At 67.3% G+C, this 20,160-nt stretch carries 15 protein-coding genes; 8 read left to right on the plus strand and 7 right to left on the minus strand.

Annotation, left to right across the window (positions count from 1 at the left end; genetic code table 11):
* Positions 1-6: 6 nt before the first annotated feature.
* The 3 genes from sdhA (at position 7) to V6R86_RS01140 (ending at position 3,782) form a co-directional block, all read left to right on the plus strand.
* Positions 7-1,809 (plus strand): succinate dehydrogenase flavoprotein subunit, encoded by a 1,803-nt coding sequence (gene sdhA, locus V6R86_RS01130; protein ID WP_338501296.1) that lies wholly within the window; start codon positions 7-9, stop codon positions 1,807-1,809.
* Between the two features lie 62 nt (positions 1,810-1,871).
* Positions 1,872-2,621 (plus strand): SMI1/KNR4 family protein, encoded by a 750-nt coding sequence (locus tag V6R86_RS01135; RefSeq protein ID WP_338501298.1) that lies wholly within the window; start codon positions 1,872-1,874, stop codon positions 2,619-2,621.
* Between the two features lie 456 nt (positions 2,622-3,077).
* Complete coding sequence (locus V6R86_RS01140) at positions 3,078-3,782, plus strand: PEPxxWA-CTERM sorting domain-containing protein (protein ID WP_338501299.1); 705 nt, start codon at positions 3,078-3,080, stop codon at positions 3,780-3,782.
* Between the two features lie 208 nt (positions 3,783-3,990).
* Here the strand turns inward: V6R86_RS01140 and V6R86_RS01145 are convergent, their stop codons facing one another.
* Positions 3,991-4,704 (minus strand): hypothetical protein, encoded by a 714-nt coding sequence (locus tag V6R86_RS01145; RefSeq protein ID WP_338501301.1) that lies wholly within the window; start codon positions 4,702-4,704, stop codon positions 3,991-3,993.
* Between the two features lie 239 nt (positions 4,705-4,943).
* The gene (locus V6R86_RS01150) at positions 4,944-6,506 is read right to left on the minus strand and encodes a peptide chain release factor 3 (RefSeq protein ID WP_338505356.1); all 1,563 of its coding nucleotides are present in this window, start codon (positions 6,504-6,506) and stop codon (positions 4,944-4,946) included.
* Positions 6,507-6,709: 203 nt separating this feature from the next.
* Between V6R86_RS01150 and V6R86_RS01155 the strand changes: the two genes are divergently transcribed.
* On the plus strand, positions 6,710-7,591 hold the full coding sequence (locus V6R86_RS01155; RefSeq protein ID WP_338501303.1) for an LOG family protein: 882 nt from the start codon (positions 6,710-6,712) through the stop codon (positions 7,589-7,591).
* A gap of 101 nt (positions 7,592-7,692) precedes the next feature.
* Here the strand turns inward: V6R86_RS01155 and V6R86_RS01160 are convergent, their stop codons facing one another.
* From V6R86_RS01160 to V6R86_RS01170, 3 genes are all read right to left on the minus strand, one after another.
* Positions 7,693-8,412, minus strand: a complete 720-nt coding sequence (locus V6R86_RS01160; protein ID WP_338501306.1) for a cytochrome c family protein — start codon at positions 8,410-8,412, stop codon at positions 7,693-7,695.
* Between the two features lie 66 nt (positions 8,413-8,478).
* Positions 8,479-9,324 (minus strand): NAD(+) diphosphatase, encoded by an 846-nt coding sequence (gene nudC, locus V6R86_RS01165; RefSeq protein ID WP_338501307.1) that lies wholly within the window; start codon positions 9,322-9,324, stop codon positions 8,479-8,481.
* Positions 9,314-10,300 carry an A/G-specific adenine glycosylase gene (locus V6R86_RS01170; protein WP_338501309.1) on the minus strand — a complete coding sequence of 329 codons (987 nt, stop codon included), beginning with the start codon at positions 10,298-10,300 and terminating at the stop codon, positions 9,314-9,316. Before V6R86_RS01170 ends, nudC begins: the two co-directional genes overlap by 11 nt.
* Positions 10,301-10,327: 27 nt before the next feature.
* On the opposite strand from V6R86_RS01170, the gene V6R86_RS01175 reads away from it, so the two are divergent.
* The 4 genes from V6R86_RS01175 to V6R86_RS01190 all read left to right on the plus strand — a co-directional run bounded on the left by V6R86_RS01175 (position 10,328) and on the right by V6R86_RS01190 (position 17,338).
* Complete coding sequence (locus V6R86_RS01175; RefSeq protein ID WP_338501311.1) at positions 10,328-10,888, plus strand: DUF721 domain-containing protein; 561 nt, start codon at positions 10,328-10,330, stop codon at positions 10,886-10,888.
* Positions 10,885-11,628: a DsbA family protein gene (locus tag V6R86_RS01180; protein WP_338501313.1), complete on the plus strand. Its 744-nt coding sequence runs from the start codon at positions 10,885-10,887 to the stop codon at positions 11,626-11,628. The genes V6R86_RS01175 and V6R86_RS01180 overlap by 4 nt, the downstream gene beginning before the upstream one ends.
* A gap of 54 nt (positions 11,629-11,682) precedes the next feature.
* Positions 11,683-15,087 carry a chromosome segregation protein SMC gene (gene smc / locus V6R86_RS01185; protein WP_338501315.1) on the plus strand — a complete coding sequence of 1,135 codons (3,405 nt, stop codon included), beginning with the start codon at positions 11,683-11,685 and terminating at the stop codon, positions 15,085-15,087.
* Positions 15,088-15,217: 130 nt separating this feature from the next.
* Positions 15,218-17,338 carry a TonB-dependent siderophore receptor gene (locus V6R86_RS01190; protein WP_338501317.1) on the plus strand — a complete coding sequence of 707 codons (2,121 nt, stop codon included), beginning with the start codon at positions 15,218-15,220 and terminating at the stop codon, positions 17,336-17,338.
* Here V6R86_RS01190 and V6R86_RS01195 read toward each other — a convergent pair.
* Both V6R86_RS01195 and V6R86_RS01200 read right to left on the minus strand, forming a co-directional pair.
* Entirely contained in the window at positions 17,335-18,867 is a 1,533-nt protein-coding gene (locus V6R86_RS01195) for a UdgX family uracil-DNA binding protein (RefSeq protein ID WP_338501318.1), read from the minus strand. The genes V6R86_RS01190 and V6R86_RS01195 overlap by 4 nt on opposite strands.
* 34 nt (positions 18,868-18,901) lie before the next feature.
* Positions 18,902-20,146 (minus strand): putative DNA modification/repair radical SAM protein, encoded by a 1,245-nt coding sequence (locus tag V6R86_RS01200; RefSeq protein WP_338501320.1) that lies wholly within the window; start codon positions 20,144-20,146, stop codon positions 18,902-18,904.
* Positions 20,147-20,160: the final 14 nt, after the last annotated feature.

Here is a 20,160-nt window from a genome sequence, read left to right on the forward strand (position 1 = left end):
TCCCCCATGAGTGCCGCCTACCAGATCATCGATCATGTCTATGACGTCGTTGTCGTCGGCGCGGGCGGCGCGGGCCTGCGCGCTACCATGGGCGCGGCCGAAAAAGGGTTGAAGACCGCCTGCGTCACCAAGGTGTTTCCGACCCGCAGCCATACGGTCGCGGCGCAGGGCGGCATCGCCGCCTCACTCGGCAACATGGGTCCGGACCACTGGACCTGGCACATGTACGACACCGTCAAGGGCTCCGACTGGCTCGGCGACCAGGACGCGATCGAATATCTTTGCCGTGAAGCACCCGCGGCGGTCTACGAGCTCGAGCATGCCGGCCTGCCGTTCAGCCGCACCGACGAAGGCAAGATCTACCAGCGCGCGTTCGGCGGCATGACCCAGAACATGGGCGAAGGCCCCGCCGCGCAGCGCACCTGCGCCGCCGCCGACCGCACCGGTCATGCGATGCTGCACACGCTGTACCAGCAGAGCCTGCGCTATGACGCTGACTTCTTCGTCGAATATTTCGCGCTCGACCTGATCATGGTCGACGGCGAATGCCGCGGCCTGATGGCGCTGTGCATGGAAGACGGCTCGATCCATCGCTTCCGCGCGCAGGCGGTGGTGCTGGCGACCGGCGGCTATGGCCGCTGCTATTTCTCGGCCACTTCGGCGCACACCTGCACCGGCGACGGCAATGCCATGGTGCTCCGCGCCGGCCTGCCGCTGCAGGACATGGAATTCGTCCAGTTCCACCCGACCGGCATCTACGGCGCCGGCGTCCTCATCACCGAAGGCGCGCGCGGCGAAGGCGGCTATCTCACCAATTCCGCCGGTGAGCGGTTCATGGAACGCTACGCCCCGTCGGCCAAGGACCTCGCCAGCCGCGACGTCGTGTCACGCTCGATGGCGATGGAAATTCGCGAAGGCCGCGGCGTCGGCAAGGAGAAGGACCACATCTTCCTTCACCTCGACCATATCGATCCCAAGATCTTGGCCGAGCGCCTGCCCGGCATCACCGAGACCGCCAAGATCTTCGCCGGCGTCGACATGACCCGCGAACCGATCCCGGTCACGCCGACCGTCCACTACAACATGGGCGGTATTCCCACGAACTATCACGGCGAAGTCGTGACGCTGAAGGACGGCAATCCCGACGCCGTCGTCCCCGGCCTTTTCGCGGTCGGTGAAGCGGCCTGCGTCAGCGTCCACGGCGCCAACCGCTTGGGCTCGAACAGCCTGATCGACCTCGTCGTCTTCGGCCGCGCCGCGGGCCTGCGCCTCGGTGAGATCCTCAAGCCAAGCGCCGCGCAGAACATGCTGCCGGGCGACAGCGCCGACCTGTCGCTGACCCGTCTCGACAAGTTCCGCCATGCCGACGGCGGCACCACTACCGCCCAGCTCCGCAACGAGATGCAGCGCACCATGCAGGCCGATTGCGCCGTCTTCCGGACCGAACGCACGCTCGCCGAAGGCGTCGACAAGATCGACCGCATCTATCGCGGTCTGGGCGACGTCAAGGTCACCGACCGCAGCCTGATCTGGAACACCGATCTGGTCGAGACCATGGAGCTCGACAATATGCTCGGCCAGGCGGTCGTCACCATGCACAGCGCCAGCAACCGCAAGGAAAGCCGCGGCGCGCACATGCACGAGGACTTCCCCGATCGCGACGACGCGAACTGGATGAAGCACACCGCCGCCTGGTTCGACGGTTGGGGCGGCACCGGCGGCGGCGTCAAGATCGACTACCGCCCGGTCCACGACTACACGCTCACCGACGAGATCGGCTACATCAAGCCAAAGGCGCGGGTGTACTAAGGCCACCGGGCAAACGCTCGCATTTGACGGTGTCTTAACCCGGAGGCACCTATGCTTTCGCGATGCGAGAGATGACGGACGAGCTGCTGGCAAGGATTGCGGCCAAAGCCGCCGATCCCAAGCGCCGCTACATGAAGGCGGCCGAGGACGAGGCGCGCATCATATTGCCGGTCGAGGAAATCGAACGGCGCGAAGAAGCCTGGACCCGGCGAAATCTCATCAAGTCCGCGGCGGCCCGCGGACAGGAGATGTCCGCCGAGGAAGTGGAGGGCTATCTCGCCGAATGGCGTGCCAGCCGCGAAGCCGCCCGATTGGCGATGGAGGCGCAAATGCGTGCCTGGGGTCAGACTCCGCCCGCGACCAGGAGCTTCATCGAAACGGACACCCATATCGGCGTCTCGTCCGACCCGCCCGGCGCCAAGCCGTTGCAGCCGCCTCCCACCGAGAGCGACTGGAAGGAACTGGAACAGATCGTCGGGCGAGCGATGCCCGAAGACCTCAAGACGCTGTACACGATCTCGGACGGCGGCTTCGGACCAGGCTTTTCCGGGCTTCATCCGGTCCAGAAAATCGGCAGCTATTGCGAAGATTTTCGCCGCCGAGGCCCCGATTATTGCGGCACCATCACCTACCCCGCCAGCTTCGTCCCGCTGGCGACGGAGGTGCTCGACTATCACCTCGACCTCGACACCGGCCGGATCATTTCAAGTAATCAGAACTGGGACAATGACGGGCTCGATGCCGAAGACATCTACGACATCGCCTTTCAAAGCCTCGCCGAGATGATGGAAAATTGGGCGGCGGCGGACTGATACGCAGGGCCCCTGATCCGTTCAGGTCCATTTGCCTAATCGGAGCGGGTTTAGCTCCACCTCCTCTCATCGGAGGCAGCCTTTCTATCGTTAACGAAGCGCGCGACCATGCGCGTCGCTTAAAGGGAAAGCGGGCGCTGCGTCGATGCGCGCACTGCCCACAAACAAAAAGATGATGCGCGCGCTCTGGCCGTTGATTCAGCGCAATTCGACAGGCCTATCCCACCAAGCTTCAGGTTTGCGGGCTTACGTTACTCAAGCTCGTCTGTGCCAGTTTGACACTAACGAAATTTGGGAACGACTTGAGTTAGTCATGGTTGAACCGTAAAAGATAAACGAATCGTTAACGGGCTTAGACGGTCGATCAGCATTTGCTCAACGATCGCGCGACAATTGGAAGCGGTAAGTCGAACCGGCGAGCATGCAGTCAGGCCCGCCAAGCAAGGAAGAAAACCGATGAACAAGACAGTTCTGGCCTTTGCATTGGCAGCGAGCAGCCTGGTCGCAAGTCCGGCCATGGCGGCCAACCTGCTTCCCGACGCCTCGCAGGTTCAGTTCACGGCGATTGACGCGGCGACCCGCGGCACCCTGCTTGCCAGCACCGAGACGGGCACCACTGGCGCGACCACCTATTCGGGTTTCCTGCGCAGCGCGGTTTATCTCAACACGCTCGGCACGCTCGACTTCTATTATCAGGTCGCCATCAACTCCATCAATCCGGGTGACGAGGTCTTCAACCTGACCGCGTCCAACTTCATGGGCTTCACAGTCGATGCCCTGGTCGATGGAACCGATTTCGACGGCGCCGGCATCTTCACCGCCGCCAACAACCCGAACCTGCAGGGCCCTGCGGGTTCGACGACCACCGCGTCGCGCAACGGCAGCGGTTCGGTCGTGCGGGCTGACTTCGGTGCCAACGGCCTGGAAGGCGCGGGTCAGACCAGCGCCACCTACATCTTCCGCACCAATGCGACCAACTACAGCCTTGGTGGCACGTTCACGACGCAGGACGGCTCGGTCGCGCAGCGCCCGAATTTCCAGCCGATCGCCGCGGTGCCGGAACCGGCAACCTGGGCGATGATGCTGGTCGGCTTTGGCGCCATCGGAGCCTCGATGCGTCGTCGTCGGCGCGCGTCGGCCAAGGCGATGCAGTTCGCCTGATCAAGGCTTTTTCAGACGAATGAGGGCGGTGCGAAAGCGCCGCCCTTTTTCGTTGAGGCTACCGCCAAATGATCGTGTGCCCGCCAGGCAAGCCGGTACGCCGCCCCTGGTCCAAGCCGCCACAGCACCGATTACGGTGCTTGCCCTCGTTCGCTGTAGGGCCGGAAGGGATACGTCAGCCTCCACAGCGACATTCGCGCCCCGGGCCTCAGCTCGGACGAGCGCCTTGTTCCGCGTCGCCGGCCTCGGCCTCATTCGTGCCGGCACCGGCTCCTATTCCAAGCCCGATCCCGCCGATGGCCATGCCGCCGCCCATGCCCATGCCTCCGCCGCCGCCACGAGTCCCGTCGCCTCCGCCGCCCCGCCCTTTGCCCCCGCCCGAGCTTGCCGGACGGGTTGGACCCTGAAAAGGAATGGTGGCCGCCAAGTCGTCCGGAATGGGATCGAGCTGCAAGGCACGACGGACATAATCGCGCAGCGACACCACCAGCTCATGCGTATGCACCTTGCGCCCCGCGACCAGATCGCGCGCCGCGCGCTCGGCCAGCCGCACATGCTCGTCGGTGCCGAGCAACAGCACATCGGCCAGCGCTGCTTCCACCGCATCGCGGATCCGACGCGAGCGGTCCGACCCCAGCGCCTCGGGCGACAGATCTACCGCCCGCTCTTCATCGCCAGCGGCCTTTTGCCGAAGATCGCGCAAGTGCGACGGGTCCACCGCAAGGTCGCCGGTGAACGACCCGCCCAGCGTCCGATATGCCGCAATCAGCGTGCGCAGCCGCTCGTTGATCTGCCGATTCATCCGCTCGCGGCGCTGCTGGATGGTCATCATCACCAGCAGGCGAATGCCGACCCCGATCAGGGTTACCAGCGCAATTCCGCCGATCGAAAGCAGGATGCCGTGCCAGGAACTCAGATCCATGAACCGCACCCGGCTCTCCCGCAGCGTCGACTAATGTTTACTTCCGGCGCAGCACTATGGCTGCGCCGGAAGGGAAATCGTCTTTCAGTAGCGGCGGACGCCGGGGCGGCGGCCCCCGGACAGGCGCTTCATCAGGTAGCTCAGACCAAAGGTCATCAGCAGGCGTCGCAACATGAGTGTTCTCCTTTGGAAGGAGGAGCGGCTGCGGTGGGGCTTTGGTTCCGGATACCCCCTTTGGATCAGCTCCGCTCGCGCACCGCGCTGAAGGTGATCGCCGGCCATTCCTGCTCGAACCGGCCATGCTCCCACGCATTGCGCATCAGCAGCACCGGCACGCCGTCCTGGTCCTCGGCCATGTTCGAGCGCAGCGCTTCGGTCAGCTTCTTGAGTTCGGCCGGATCGTCCGCCCGGACCCACCGCGCGACCTCGTAGGGCGACGGCTCGAACTCGAGCTTCGCGCCATATTCCTGCTCTAGCCGGGTCTGCAGCACGTCCAATTGCAGCTCGCCGATGACACCCACGATCCAGGCCGACCCGAGCGCCGGCTTGAACAAGCGGATGACGCCCTCTTCCGCCAGATCGGCAAGGCCGCGCCGCATCTGCTTGACCTTGAGCGGATCGCTCAATCGGACCCGGCGCAGGATTTCGGGCGCAAAGTCGGGCAGCCCGGTGAACACGGTCTCGCCCTTCTCAGTCAGCGTGTCGCCGACGCGCAGCGTGCCGTGGTTCGGGATGCCGACGATGTCGCCGGCCACTGCGCCATGCGCCAGCTCGCGGTCGCGGGCGAAGAAGGTGATCGGGTTATGCAGCGCCAGCGCCTTGCCGCCGCGACTGTTCAGCACCTTCATGCCGCGCGTCAGCTTGCCCGAGCAGATGCGCACAAACGCCACCCGGTCGCGGTGATTGGGGTCCATGTTGGCCTGCACCTTGAACACGAAGCCGGTCAGGCGCGGTTCGGCCGGATCGATCGGGGCGGGCCGCGCAGGCTGCGGCTGCGGCGGCGGACCGTCGTCGGCCAGGATATCGAGCAACTGCTCGATCCCGAAGCCCCGAAGCGCGCTGCCGAATACCACCGGCGTCAGGTCGCCCGAGCGGAAGGCGGCAAGGTCGAACTCGGGATAGGAAGCGAGCGCGAGCCCGCCTTCCTCGCTGAGGCTGGCCGCGGCGTCCGCCGGAATGGCGGCGGCAATCGCCGGATCGTCGACCGCCGCCGCATCGACCCAGCGTCCCGGCGCCACGCCGTCGCTGCGGTCGACCACCAGCAGTTGGGAGCGGCGCAGGTCGTACAGGCCGTGGAACAGCCCGCCGATGCCGGTCGGCCAATTCTGCGGGCTGACATCGAGCTGAAGCACTTCGGCGATCTCGTCGAGCAGCTCGAACGGGCTCTTGCCCTCGCGGTCGACCTTGTTGACGAAGGTGACGATCGGCACGTTCCGGATGCGGCAGACTTCGAACAATTTGCGGGTCTGCGGCTCGATACCCTTGGCGGCGTCGATCACCATGATTGCGCAATCCACCGCGGTCAGCGTGCGATAGGTGTCTTCGCTGAAATCCTGGTGCCCCGGCGTATCGAGCAGGTTGAACAGGATATCGCCGCGCTGAAACGTCATCACCGAGCTGGTGACCGAGATGCCGCGCTGCTGCTCGATCTTCATCCAGTCCGACCGCGCCCGCCGCCGGTCGCCGCGCGCCTTGACCTCGCCCGCTTCGTGCACCGCGCCGGCGGCATGCAGCAGGCTCTCGGTCAGCGTGGTCTTGCCCGCGTCCGGGTGCGAGATGATCGCAAAGGTCCGCCGCTCCAGCGCGCTGAAGGACGTGTCGCCGCCGCCGCGAACCGCGTCGCCGAGGGTGTTGGTCTCAAGGTTCAAGAAGGCGCTCCTGCCCGGCCGTCCGGGGCCGAGTGATTCTGTTTGCGGCCATTTAGGGCAAGTCGTCCGCGAAACGAAGGGGCAGGCCATCGCGGCCCCTTGGGAAACGCCGCCACCTCGGCTAAGCGCGACCGCTTATGACTGATCCAGTACCCCCCAAGCGCATCTTTCCCGACGCCAAGGTCGACGCCGAAGCTGCCAAGCACATTCCGTCCAGCCCGCAGACCGAACATGCGGCTTATGACCTCGCCTTCCAGGACAAGGACTTCCTGCTCCGTCCGGACCTGCGCCCGGTGCGCTTCCAGTTGGAGCTGCTGAAACCCGAACTGTTTCTCGACGAACAGAAGATCGGTTCGACCTTCGTCGTCTACGGCTCCGCCCGCGTGCCCGAACCCGAAAAGGCCCGCGCGCTGCTCGCCAAGGCCAAGACCGACAAGGAAAAGCTGATCGCCGAGCGGCTGGTCGCCAAGTCGCATTATTACGACGTCGCGCGCGAACTGGCGCGGCTCGCCAGCAAGGTCGACCGCGACGAGGACGGCCAGCGTCACTTCGTGGTCTGCTCGGGCGGCGGCCCCTCGTTCATGGAAGCCGCCAACCGCGGCGCGCAGGACGTCGGCGCGGAAAGCATCGGGCTCAACATCGTGCTTCCGCACGAGCAGCTGCCCAACCCGTACGTCACGCCGAGCCTCAGCTTCCAATTCCACTATTTCGCGCTGCGCAAGATGCACTTCCTTCTGCGCGCCCGCGCGGTGGCGGTGTTCCCGGGCGGATTCGGCACCTTCGACGAAATGTTCGAATTGCTGACCCTGATCCAGACTGGCAAGGTCCGCCCGCTTCCCATCCTCCTTTACGGACGCGAGTTCTGGGAGCGGGTGGTGAATTTCGAGGCGTTGGTCGAGGAAGGCGTCATTTCCGAACGCGACCTCGATCTCCTCACCTGGTGCGAAACCGCCGAGGAAGGCTGGGGCCACGTTTGCGACTATTACGCCCGCGAGGAAGCCAGGGCCGCGGCGGAATAAGCCCGAATACGTCGTCCCGGCGAAGGCCGGGACCTCAGGAGATGGAGCGCTCGGCTCGCCTGAGGTCCCGGCCTTCGCCGGGACGACGATGAACTTACCGATTACTGCTTGGGAGCCGGGCTCGCCGTGGTCCCCGGTGCGCTGACCTTGGGCGCGCCTTCGCCGCGGATGTTGGCCATGCCGCCCTTCTGCGCTTCCTGCTCGGTCAGCACCGGCTCGTTCTCGGCCTTCTGCGCGCCGGCATCGTCGGCTTCGCTGGCCGCCTTGTCCCCGGCTGCGCCCGGGGTCGAAGCGACCGGAGCGGCGGGCAGCGGCAGCGGGGCGTCGCTCTTGCTGTTGAGGAAGGCGATCACGTTGGCCCGGTCCTCGGGATTGCTGAGGCCCGCAAAGGTCATCTTGGTGCCCGGCGCATATTTCTTGGGATTGGCGAGCCACTCGCTCATGCTCTTCCAGTCCCACACCCCCGGAACACTCTTCAGCGCATCCGAATAGGCAAAGCCCGGGACGTGGCCATGCGCCTTGCCAAGCGCGCCGTAGAGGTTGGGACCAAGGCCGTTGGCGCCGCCCTTGTCGACCGTGTGGCAGGCCTGGCACTTCTTGAACACGTCGGCGCCCTTGGCGGCGTCGGCGCTGGCCAGGTAGAATTCGATCGGCTGTTCGGCTTCACCGCCGCCGCCTTCCTCGACCACGCCCTCGATCGGATAGCCCATCGTCTCCGGCCGCTCGCCGTGGAACACGATGCCCGACGCGAGGGTGCCGCCAAGCGCGACGATCCCGGCGAACAGAACCCAGCCGGCGATGGTGTTGTTATTGTCCTGCATGTGAGGTCTTTATGAGTCCGATCGGAGGGAAATCTGGCGTTCCTTTAAGGGCGCGGCGGCAACTCTTCAAGCGGCCAGCCAGTGCACCAGCAGGCTATGCGCAATCGCAAAGGGCGGCGGGGCGATGAAGGCGGCGTTAGGCGCCCCCGCCAGCGCCGCTTCCACCTCGGCGCGGCTGAACCAGCGCGCATCCTCCAGCTCGGTCGTGTCGATGACGATCTCCTCATCCGCGGTCGACGACAGGCAGGCGATCATCAGCGAGGAGGGGAAGGGCCACGGCTGGCTGGCGACATAGCGCACGTCGCTCGCCCGCACGCCCGCTTCCTCGAACAACTCGCGGGCGACGGCGGCTTCCAGGCTTTCGCCGACCTCGACGAAGCCGGCCAGCGCTGAATAGCGCCCCGGCGGAAAGCGCGGCTGGCGGCCGAGCAGCACGCGATCATCCTTTTGCGCCAGCATGATCACCACCGGATCGACCCGCGGATAATGCTCCGCCCCGCACGCCCCGCATTGCCGCGACCAGCCCCCGCGCACGATCGCGCTCGGTTGCCCGCAATTGGCGCAAAAGCCGTGGCGGCGGTGCCACGAGGCGAGGCTGACCGCCGCGGCGAACACCGGTGCTTCGGCCGCCGAGAGATAGCCGAGCGCCCCGAACTGCGCGCGAAGATCGCCGCTGCCAGCGCCAATCGGGGAGAAGCACGGCCGTTCGCCGTCGAGACCGAGAAACAGTGCCGGATCGCGGGCCTCTTCCCACACCAGATGCCCCTCCGCATCGAGCGCGGGCAGACCGTCGGCCCACACCATCTGCCGCGCCTCCGGCGACCGCGCCAGCGCCTCCAGCTTCGCCGGCTCTCCGCGCAAGGCATCGGCGCGGTCGAGGCCCGGCCCGGCAAAGAACACGTCAGGCGGCAAGTCGCGGCTCCCGTTCGGCCTCAAGCGCGGCTTCGACCGCGCGGCGATACAAAGTCGGCAGACCCGCCGAGGCGAGCTCGCCGACCGGCTGCCACCACCCCTCTCCCGGCGGCGGCTCGGCGCACGGCACCACCATCAGGTCGAGCGTGAAATGGGTAAAGCCGTGGCGATGGATGGCGATGGCATTGGCCGCCGGTCGCTCCTCGCCCCACTCCGGCCCCGGCAACGCCGCCATGCCACCGAGCAGCCCGCTCCCCGGCCGGCGCACCAGCCACACCTCATCGCCCCGCCGTGCCCACCAAGCGATGCCATAGCGATGCGGCCGCACCCTCTTAACCTTGGGCGCCGGAAACGCCTCCGGCGACCCGAGCGCCCGCGCCTTGCACTGCGCCGCAATCGGGCATGCGGGGCAATTGGGCGCCTTGGGCCGGCAGATGCTGGCGCCAAGGTCCATCAAAGCTTCGGCGAACTCGCCATGTCGCCCCGCCGGAAACGACCCCCGCGCCGCCTCGCCCGCCGCCTTGCGATCCCCAATCCCGAACACCCGCGCCGCGACCCGCTCGACATTGGTGTCGATCGCCACCGCATCCTCCCCGAACGCAATCGCCGCCACCGCTGCCGCCGTATAAGCGCCAAGCCCCGGCAGCTTGCGCAGCGCCCCTTCGGTTCGCGGAAAGCCGCCCCGCGCTGCCACCGCGCAGGCGCAGGCGATGAGATTGCGGGCGCGAGCATAATAGCCGAGCCCCGCCCACTCGCCGAGCACCTCCTCATCCGGCGCGGCAGCGAGCGCTTCCACGGTCGGCCAACGCTCGACGAAGCGCAGGAAGCGCGGGGTCACCGTCGCCACCGTGGTCTGCTGCAGCATCACTTCGCTGAGCCAGGTGCGATACGGATCGCGCGGGGTCATTCGCCACGGCAGATCGCGGGCATGGTCGCGGTGATGATCGAGCAGAAGGTTCGCCGCGGTAGCGTCCATCCGCCGCCTATGGCATGAGCCGCTGCAATGTCGAAGAAAAAGCCCGATCTGCAAGAAGCGCCCCGCTCCGGCCGCATGCGCGCGGCCGGCGACCTTGCGCTGGGCATCGGCGGCATAACCTTCAAGAAGTTCGGCTTCGTTCAGGGCGCGGTCGTCTCGCGCTGGACCGAGATCGTCGGCGAACGCTACGCCAAGGTCTCGACCCCCGAATCGATCCGCTTTCCCGCCGGCAAGAAGAGCGGCGGCACGCTGACCCTCGCGGTCGACGGCGCCCACGCCCCCCTGCTCCAACATCTCGCCCCGATGATCATGGAGCGGGTCAACCTGTTCTTCGGCTACGAAGCGGTGGTGAAGGTCGTGTTTCGCCAGGGCGGCCGCGCCAAAACCGCCGCCAAGCCGTCGCGTCCCGCCCCCGCCCCGGTCCCGCGCGAGCTCGGCCAGGGTCTGCGCGAAATCGCCGACACCGAGCTTCGCACCATGCTCGAAAGCCTTGCCGGCAAGATTGCCGCGGCGGACGGCCCGCCGGCCATCGTGCCCGCTCCCTTTTCCCTCAAACCACGCCCCCTTCGGAGTGATCAGGACGTATGAACAAGCTCAGCCTCGCCGTGGCCGTCAGCCTGCTGGCCCTCGGCACCACCGCCTGCAAGAACGAGCCGACGGCCCAGAACAACAATCCCGCCGCCGCGCCCGTCCAGGCACCCAACGGCGACTGGAGCCAGCTCGTCTCCCAGACCACCGAGGGCGGGATGCTGATGGGCAATCCGCAGGCAGCCGTGAAGGTGGTCGAGTTCGGCTCGATGACCTGCCACGTCTGCGCCGAGTTCGCGACCAAGGATGAGCCCAAGCTGGTCGACAATTACGTCAAGACCGGCAACGTCAGCTTCGAATTCCGCAATTTCGTCCGCGATCCGCTCGACATCGCGATGGCGCTGATCACCCGCTGCGCCGGCGCGACGCCGCAATTCTTCACTCTCACCAACGGCATGTATGCCGAGCAGAAGAGCTTCTTCGACAAGATCCAGTCGGCCCCGCAGGATCAGCTCCAGGCGCTGCAAAGCCTGCCGCCGGCCCAGCAATTCCAGCGCATGGCGCAATATGCCGGCGTCCAGGAATGGGCGGCGCAGCGCGGCCTGCCGTCGGGCAAGACGGGCCAGTGCCTCGCCAACCAGGCCGAGATCGACAAGATCGTCCAGATGAACAGCGACGCCTCGTCCAGCTACGACATTCCGGGCACGCCGACCTTCCTCGTCAACGGCGAGGAAGTAAAGCCGACCCCGGGCCAGAGCAACTGGCAGGCGCTGGAGGCCGCGATCAAGGCCGCGCAATGATCCTCGGCTGAGGATCGGTACGCGTCGGCGCACGGGGAAGAATGATCTGACGCCATGCGCTTTCGCCGCCTTGTCCTGACGGGGTTCAAAAGCTTCGTCGAACCGGCCGAACTCCGGATCGAGCCGGGGCTGACGGGCGTCGTCGGCCCCAACGGCTGCGGCAAATCGAACCTGCTCGAAGCGCTGCGCTGGGTGATGGGCGAAGGCAGCCCCAAGTCCTTGCGCGGCGGCGGCATGGAAGACGTCATCTTCGCCGGCACCGCCAGCCGCCCGGCACGCGACTTCGCCGAAGTCTCGCTGCTGATCGACCGCGGCCCCGAGGGCGAAAGCGAGGTCACCCGGCGGATCGAGCGCGGCGCCGGCTCCGCCTATCGGATCGACGGGCGCGACGTCCGGCAAAAGGACGTCGCCCTGTTGTTCGCCGATGCCGCGACCGGCGCGCATTCGCCGGCCTTGGTCAGCCAGGGGCGGATCGGAGCGATGATTGCCGCGCGGCCGGCCGAGCGGCGGCAGATGCTGGAGGAAGCCGCGGGCATCGCGGGCCTGCACGTCCGCCGCAAGGATGCCGAGACCAAGCTGCGCGCGACCGAGGCCAATCTGCAACGGCTCGACGAATTGCTCGGCGACCAGGAGCAGCGCGTCGCGGCGCTGAAGCGGCAGGCCCGCGCCGCCGAACGCTATCGCGCGCTGACCGACAGGATCCGCCTTGCCGAAGGCCGCCTGCTGTACAGCCGCTGGGCCGAAGCCGACGCAGCCGCCACCGCCGCGGGCAAAGAAGCCGACGCGGCGATGGCCGAAGTCGCCGCGCTGACCCGCGCGCTCGAACAGGCGCAGGGCGCGCAAGCCGCCGCCGCCGCGCTGGTGGCTGAGCGCCGCCACGCCGCCTCCCGCGCCCGCGAAGAAGGTCAAGACCTCGCCCACAAGCTCGCCACCTGCCGCGCCGCGCTGGATACCGCGCGGCGCCGGCTGGTCGAACTCGGCAAGCTCGATGCGCAGCTTGGCGAGGAGCGGCGGCGCGAGACGGCGCTTGCTGCCGACGCTGAGACCGCGTCCGTGACCCTCGCGGCCGAGATCGAGGCTATCGCCGCGCGGCTTGCCAACGGCGAACAGCGCCAGACCGCGCTGGTCCTCGCGCTCGGCCGCGCCGAGGAAGACAACCGCACCGCTGAGACATCCCTTGCCGAAATCCTCACCCGCGAAGCAGCGCTCCGGGCCGAGCGGCAGGTCGCGACTGCTGCCTTGAATGCTGCGCGCAGTCACCTCCAGCGCCTCGTTCAGGAGCGCGATGGGCTGCAGCGCTCAATCGCCGCGCTCGGCTCGGGCGAGGCGCTGGAGGCGGCGCTTCGGAGCGTGCAAGAAGCGGTCGAAGCGGCCACCTCCGCCAGCCGGGCGGCCGAACAGGCCATTGCCGCTGCCGAGACGGAGCGAGCCGACGCCGCCGCCGCGCGCGAAACGGTCGATCTGGCCTTCGCCGAGGCCCGCACCGCCCATGCCGCCGCCGCCAGCGAAGCAGCCGCGCTGGATCGTGCCCTCGCCTCGTCGCCCGGTCGCGGCCTGCTCGCCGCGCTTGCCGTCGCGCCCGGTTACGAAAAGGCGCTGGCCGCCGGGCTCGGGGACGACCTCGGCGCCCCGGTCGGCACGACCGGCGACCGGCTGTGGACCGGCGCCGCCACCGATCCGTCCGATCCCGCGCTCCCCGACGGCGTTTCTTCGCTTGCCACCCATGTCGAAGCGCCCCCCGAACTCGCCCGCCGCCTCGCACAGATCGGCGTGGTCGAGCAGGATGACGGCCGGCCGCTTCGCCCCGGCCAGCGGATCGTCACGCGGTCGGGGCAAATGCGCCGCTGGGACGGCTTCGTCACCAGCGGCGGCGGCTCGGCGGCGGCCGAGCGACTGGAGCGGGTCAATCGCCTTGCGGCTCTTCGCGGCGCGCTTCCGCAGCTTGCCGATTCGCTGGACGGAGCACGCGCGGCGCAGGAACAGGCTGCCGCGCGGATCACCGCCGCAATCAAGGCCGTGGAGGCAGCCCGAGCCGTCTTGTCCGCCGCCGAACTGCAGCTTCGCCAGGCTCGCCGCGACGAGGATGCCGCCGCCGCCGCACTCGAACGGCAAGCGCAGCAGCGCAAGGCGCTGACTGCCCGCACCGACGAGCTTGCGCCGGTGCTCGCCGCCGCCACGTCCGCGGTGGGCGAGGCGGACGCGACCCTCGCCGGCCTCCCCGCCGACGATCTCCTCGCCGATGCCGTCGCCACCGCCCGCGCCGAGGCTGCCGAGCGCGGACGCGTCCTCGCCGAACGCCGTGCCGACCTCGCCACCGCCGCCCGCGCCGCGACCGCCGACCGCGAACGCCAGCTCGCCGCGACCGGCGAGCAGGCCGCGTGGCGCGAGCGGGCGGCGGCGGCAGTCCGCCGCAGCGACGACATCACCACGCGCGGCGAGCGCATCGCCGCCGAACGCCTCAGCCTCCGGGATGAACCCGAACGCCTCGCCGGCGAAGTCGCACGGACCGAGGCGGCGGTGGCCGGCTCCGGCGCCTTGCTTCGCGCGGCCCTCGATGCCGAGCGCGAGGCTGAGACGGCGCTGTCCGACGCAGGCGCCGCCCTCGCCCGCGCCAACGATGCGATGGGAGACGCCCGCGAGCGCCGCGCCACCGCCACCGCCCGCGCCGAAGCGCAGGTCGCGCGCCGCATCGAATATGGCCGCGTGTCGGGCGAAAAATTCGAATGCCCGCCGCCCTTGATCCCGGTCCGGCTCGGCTTCGACCCCGCCGACCTCCTTCCCGCCAGCGAGGAAAGCGCCGCGCTTGAACGCGCCACCGCCGACCGCGAGCGGATCGGACCGGTCAACCTCGGCGCCGAGCAGGAACTGGCCGAACTCGAACAAAGCCGTCTCACCGGCGCCGCCGAGCGCGACGAATTGCAGGAAGCGATCAACCGCCTGCGCGGCTCGATCGGCAGCCTCAACCGCGAAGGCCGCCTGCGCCTGCTCGCCGCCTTCGAAGCCGTCGACCGTCACTTCCGCAGCCTGTTCACCACCCTCTTCAACGGCGGTCAGGCCCACCTCGCCCTGATCGACAGCGACGATCCGCTGGAAGCGGGGCTCGAGATCATGGCCCAGCCGCCCGGCAAAAAGCTGTCCTCGCTGTCGCTGCTGTCGGGCGGCGAACAGGCGCTGACCGCCGTCGCGCTGATCTTCGCCCTGTTCCTGACCCGCCCCTCGCCGATTTGCGTCCTCGACGAGGTCGACGCGCCGCTCGACGACGCAAACGTCGAACGCTTCTGCGACCTCCTCGTCCGGATGACGGCGGAGACCGACACCCGCTACCTCATCGTCACCCACAATGCGGTGACCATGAGCCGGATGCACCGCCTGTTCGGGGTCACGATGGTCGAACGCGGGGTCAGCCGGATCGTTTCGGTCGATCTGGGCGGCGCCGAGGAGCTGCTCGCGGCCGAATAATCGCTTCGACCGATTGAACCGCAGTGTTCGATGAACAATCCCGATAGCCCTAGCGGAATTGTTGCGAATAACTCGCATTAGCTTTAGCAGCATCGAACCGAAACGATCCTGCTTTCGAAGGAATATCGACGTGCGATGCCTCCACCGCGCCCTCGCTGGCGCCACCCTTGTTCTCGTCCCCGGCACCCCCGCCTTCGCAGTCGATGGCGAAGCCGCCACCGTCGCCGAGCAGGACGCCGCGCAGGTCATCACCGTCACCGGAAGCCGCGAGGAATATGGGGTCAAGACGATTGTCAGCGGCACCAAGACCCTGACCGCGCTGCGCAACGTGCCCCAGGCGATCTCGGTCGTGTCGGAAGCGCAGATCGAGGACCAGTCGCTGCGCTCGGTCGCCGACCTTCTGATGTTCGTCCCCGGCGCCACCCCCGGCACCGGCGAATCGAATCGCGACCAGCTGACCCTGCGCGGCAACAACACCACCGCCGATTTCTTCGTCGACGGCCTGCGCGACGACGCGCAATATTTCCGTGACTTTTACAATCTCGACCGGGTCGAGGTGTTGAAGGGCCCCAACGCAATGATCTTCGGGCGCGGGGGCGGCGGCGGGGTCATCAACCGCGTGACCAAGCGCGCGAGCCTCAAGAACGACCGCCAGTTCATCCTCAGCCACGACAGCGAAGGCGGCACCCGCCTGACCGCCGATGACAATATGCGGCTGACCGGCGCGCTCGGCCTGCGCATGAACGGCGTGTGGGAGCATGGCGACAGCTTCCGCGATTTCACAAAGCTGAAGCGCTACGGCATCAATCCGACCCTCGGCTGGCAGCCGGGCGCGGACACCCGCGTCGACCTCAGTTACGAATATTTCCACGACCGCCGCACCACCGATCGCGGCATCCCCTCGCTCGGGCGGCGTCCGCTCGAAGGCTATGACAGCGCCTTCTTCGGCGATCCCGCCAACAGCGTCGCCGACGCTGACGTCCAGATCGCCAGCCTCGGCATCGAACAAAAATTCGGCGACCACCTGCTGCTGCGCAACCGGACGCAGCTCGCCGACTATGACAAATATTATTCTAACGTCTTCCCCAGCAGCGCGGTCAGCGCGGCTGGTACCGTCACCATCGGCGCCTACAACAGCCGCAACGACCGCCGGAACCTGATCAGTCAGACCGACCTCGTGTGGGACGGCAGTCTCGCGGGGATCGACCAGACCTGGCTGTTGGGCTTCGAAGTCGGGCGCCAGACCAGTCGCAACCAGCGCTTGTCCGCTCGCTTCCTCGATGCAAACGGCTCGGTCACCCTCGACCAGCCGACCGCCGCGCGCCGGATCGAATATTTCCGCAGCGCCAGCGACGCCGACAACCGCACCCGCGCCACCGTCGCTGCGGGCTACGCGCAGACCCAGGTCAAGCCGACCGACTGGATCGAGCTGGTCGCCGGCATCCGCGTCGATCGCTTCCGCCTGTCAGTCGACGACGAGCGCGCCGGCGTCCCTACCATCGCGCGCACCGACAATCTGGTCAGCCCGCGGCTCGGCCTGGTTCTGAAGCCGAACAAGAACCTCAGCCTCTACACCAGCTATTCGCGCTCCTACCTGCCGCAGTCGGGCGACCAGTTCGGAAGCCTGACCCAGACCAGCGCCGCGCTGAAGCCCGAGCGGTTCGACAACGTCGAGGCGGGCGCCAAGTGGGAGCTGCTCGACGGCCTGCTCGCCACCGCCGCCGTCTACCAGCTCGACCGGAGGAATACGCAGGCGCCCAATCCGGTGGTCGGCCTCCCGCCGCTGCTGACCGGCGCCACCCGCACGCGCGGGCTCGAACTGGGGCTTGAGCGGAGCATTGCGGCGCGGCTGCAAGTGTCGGCCGGCTATGCGTTGCAAAAGAGCGAAATCCGCCGCAGCACTTCCGCGGCGCCGGCCGGGCGCGACGTGCCGCTGGTTCCGCGGCACAGCGTCTCGCTGTGGACCAAATATCAGGCGACCGACGCGTTCGGCGCCGGGCTCGGCCTGCTCGCCCGGTCGAAGAGCTACGCCTCGCTCGGCGGTGGCGGGGCGGTCAGCACCGCCACCGTGCTCCCCGGCTATGCCCGGCTCGACGGCGCACTCTATTACAAGCTGATGCCCGGCATCGAAGCGCAGCTGAACGTCGAGAACCTGACCAACCGCGACTATTTCCCGACCGCGCACAACGACAACAACATCGCGCCGGGCGCCCCGCGCACCGCCCGCCTAACCCTCAAGGCCGACTTCTAGGCGAGCGCGGCGGCGCGTTCCCTGATCCGCACCAGATCCTCGACGAAGCGCGCCCGTTCCTCCCGCCGGCGGTCTTCCTCGGGGATGCGGAGGAGGAAGCTCGGGTGCACCGTCACCCAGCATTCGCTGCCGTCGGCCAGCGTCAGCGGCGCGTCGCGAACCTTGGAGATGGTCTGCGTCTTGCCGGTCAGCGAGCGCGCGGCGGTCGCGCCCAGCGCCACCGTCAACGGCGGCCGGATGATCGCCCGCTCCTGCTCCTGCCACCAGCGACAGGAGTCGATCTCGGCCGTGTCGGGCTTGGAATGGATTCGCTTCTTGCCGCGCAGCACGAACTTGAAGTGCTTGACCGCATTGGTGACGTAAGTGGTCGAGCGGTCGATCCCGGCCTTTTCCAACGCGGCGTCGAACAGCTGGCCGGCGGGACCGACGAAGGGACGTCCGGCCAGATCCTCCTGATCGCCCGGCTGCTCCCCGACGAAGAAGATGCGCGGATATAGCGGGCCTTCGCCGAATACGGTCTGCGTGCCGCAACGATGCAGATCACAGCGCGTGCAGGACATCGCCTCCTCGCGCAGCGCGGCCCACGCCGCCTCGATATTGCCGCCCGGCGCCAGCGCTTCGGCCTGCGGCAGGTTGGTTCGCGCGCGTTCGATCATTTCCAGCTCCCGGGCCCGAGCGCCGGCGATCAGCGGCGCGACCAGCGACGTTTCCGGCATGTTGTGCCAGTACTTCTTGGGCATCTCCTTCAGCATCGCCTTCACCTTGAGGCGCGCGGGGTTGAAGATGCTGGAATAATAGGTCCGCCACGTCTCCTCGAGCGGATCGCCATCGGGGGCGTCGGCGCGCGACGCACCCGGTCCTTCGCTCAGCGTCTCGGTCGCCGGATCCCAGTGGATCGACAGCTCCGGGCTAAGGATCGACCAGCGCATGGTCGCGAAGCGCCGCACGAAGAACCCTGCTTCCCGCCGGACGATATGATTGTCGGGCTCAAAGAAGGCGACGAAGCGGGTGCCGCCATCTTCCTCGACTTCACGAAAGCGGACGAAGGCATGCATCTTGTGCGCGTCGCGGCGGACTTCCTTGGCGAGCTTTTCCAGCCGGTCGACTAGGGGATCGGCCCGGTCCTCCAGCGCCCGGCGATTGCCCTTGAGCTTCCACAGCATCGTGTAGAGCAAGGCGAACCGCTGCGGATCCTTGTGACAGATAGCGGCCTTGGCCACGTCGAGAAACGGCTTGGGCACCGAGAACATCGGCTGGCCCGATGGCGGCGGGACCGCGCCTTCGCTGCCGAACAATTCGCCATCGTCCCCGCGCACCTGCCACACGACGCTCATCGGCGGCACGCCCGCCATCACCAGCTCGCGCGCCGCATCGCGCCAGCCGTCGAAATCGTCGGGCTGGTCGAGCGTGATCTTGAGCGGATCGATCTGTGGGCCGTCGGGCAACAACACGCCCGATCGGCCGCTCAGCCCAAGGCGAGGATCGAACAGATCGGCGCTGTTGCCGGCACGGCCGTTGGCATCACTCATGGGCAGCAAAACGCGCGGGCGCGAACTTGGCCGCTCAAGCCGCGAACAACTCCATCTGATGCTTCTCGGGCTTGATCCAGCGCTTCAAGTCGGCCTTGTCGGTGAGCAGGGTCGGACGCCAGTCGCTGGTGACGATGAACGGCCGGATCTTCGCCACGCTGACCGTCAGCCGCGCCACATCGTCGAGCGTGAAGGTCCGGAACCGCCGCGAGCTGAGGATGCGGCCGACCGCCTTGGTCCCGAGCCCCGGCACGCGCAGCAACTGCTCCTTGCTCGCCTTGTTCACATCGACCGGGAAATAATCGCGATACTTGAGCGCCCAGGCGAGCTTGGGATCGATATCGAGCGGAAGCATCCCGCCCTCGTCCGCCGCGCTGACCACTTCCTCGGGCTTGAACCCGTAGAAACGCATCAGCCAGTCGGATTGATAAAGCCGGTGTTCGCGCATCAACGGCGGGCGCTGGAGCGGCAGCACCGCGCTGGCGTCGGGGATGGGCGAAAAGGCCGAATAATAGACCCGGCGAAGGCTGAAGCGGTCGTACAGCGTGCTCGCCTTGCCGACGATATCCGCATCGGTCGCCGCATCGGCGCCGACGATCATCTGCGTCGACTGACCGGCCGGCGCAAAGGTGGGTGCCGACTTGTACTTCTTCTTGGCGTCCTTGCCGTCCTCGATCGCGCCCTTCATCCCCAGCATCGCACCCTCGATCTGGCCCGCGCTCTTTTCGGGGGCGAGCCGCTTCAGGCCGGGGACGGTCGGCAATTCGACGTTGATCGACACGCGGTCTGCGTACAGCCCGGCTTTCTGCACCAGCTCCGGATCGGCATCGGGAATGGTCTTGAGGTGGATGTAGCCGCGGAAATCATGGTCTTCACGCAGGCTGCGCGCGACCTCGACCAATTGCTCCATCGTGTAGTTCGAGGTGGCGATGATTCCCGAGGAGAGAAACAGCCCCTCGATGTAATTGCGCTTGTAGAAGGCGAGCGTGAGGTTGACGACTTCCTGCGCCGTGAACCGCGCCCTCCGCACGTTCGAGCTCTTGCGGTTGATGCAATAATGGCAGTCGAAAATGCAGCTGTTGGTCAGCAGGATCTTCAGGAGCGATATGCACCGGCCATCGGGCGCATAGGCATGGCAAATCCCCATCCCCTCGGTCGAGCCGATCCCCCTGCCGCCGACACTGTTGCGCTTTGACGTCCCCGACGACGCGCAGCTCGCATCATATTTGGCCGCGTCCGCGAGGATCGCCAGTTTCTCGCGGGTATCGAGCTGCGCCATTCGTTCGGTATATG

It is taken from the genome of Sphingomonas kaistensis, from assembly GCF_036884275.1.
GTDB classification, from domain to species: domain Bacteria; phylum Pseudomonadota; class Alphaproteobacteria; order Sphingomonadales; family Sphingomonadaceae; genus Sphingomicrobium; species Sphingomicrobium kaistense_A.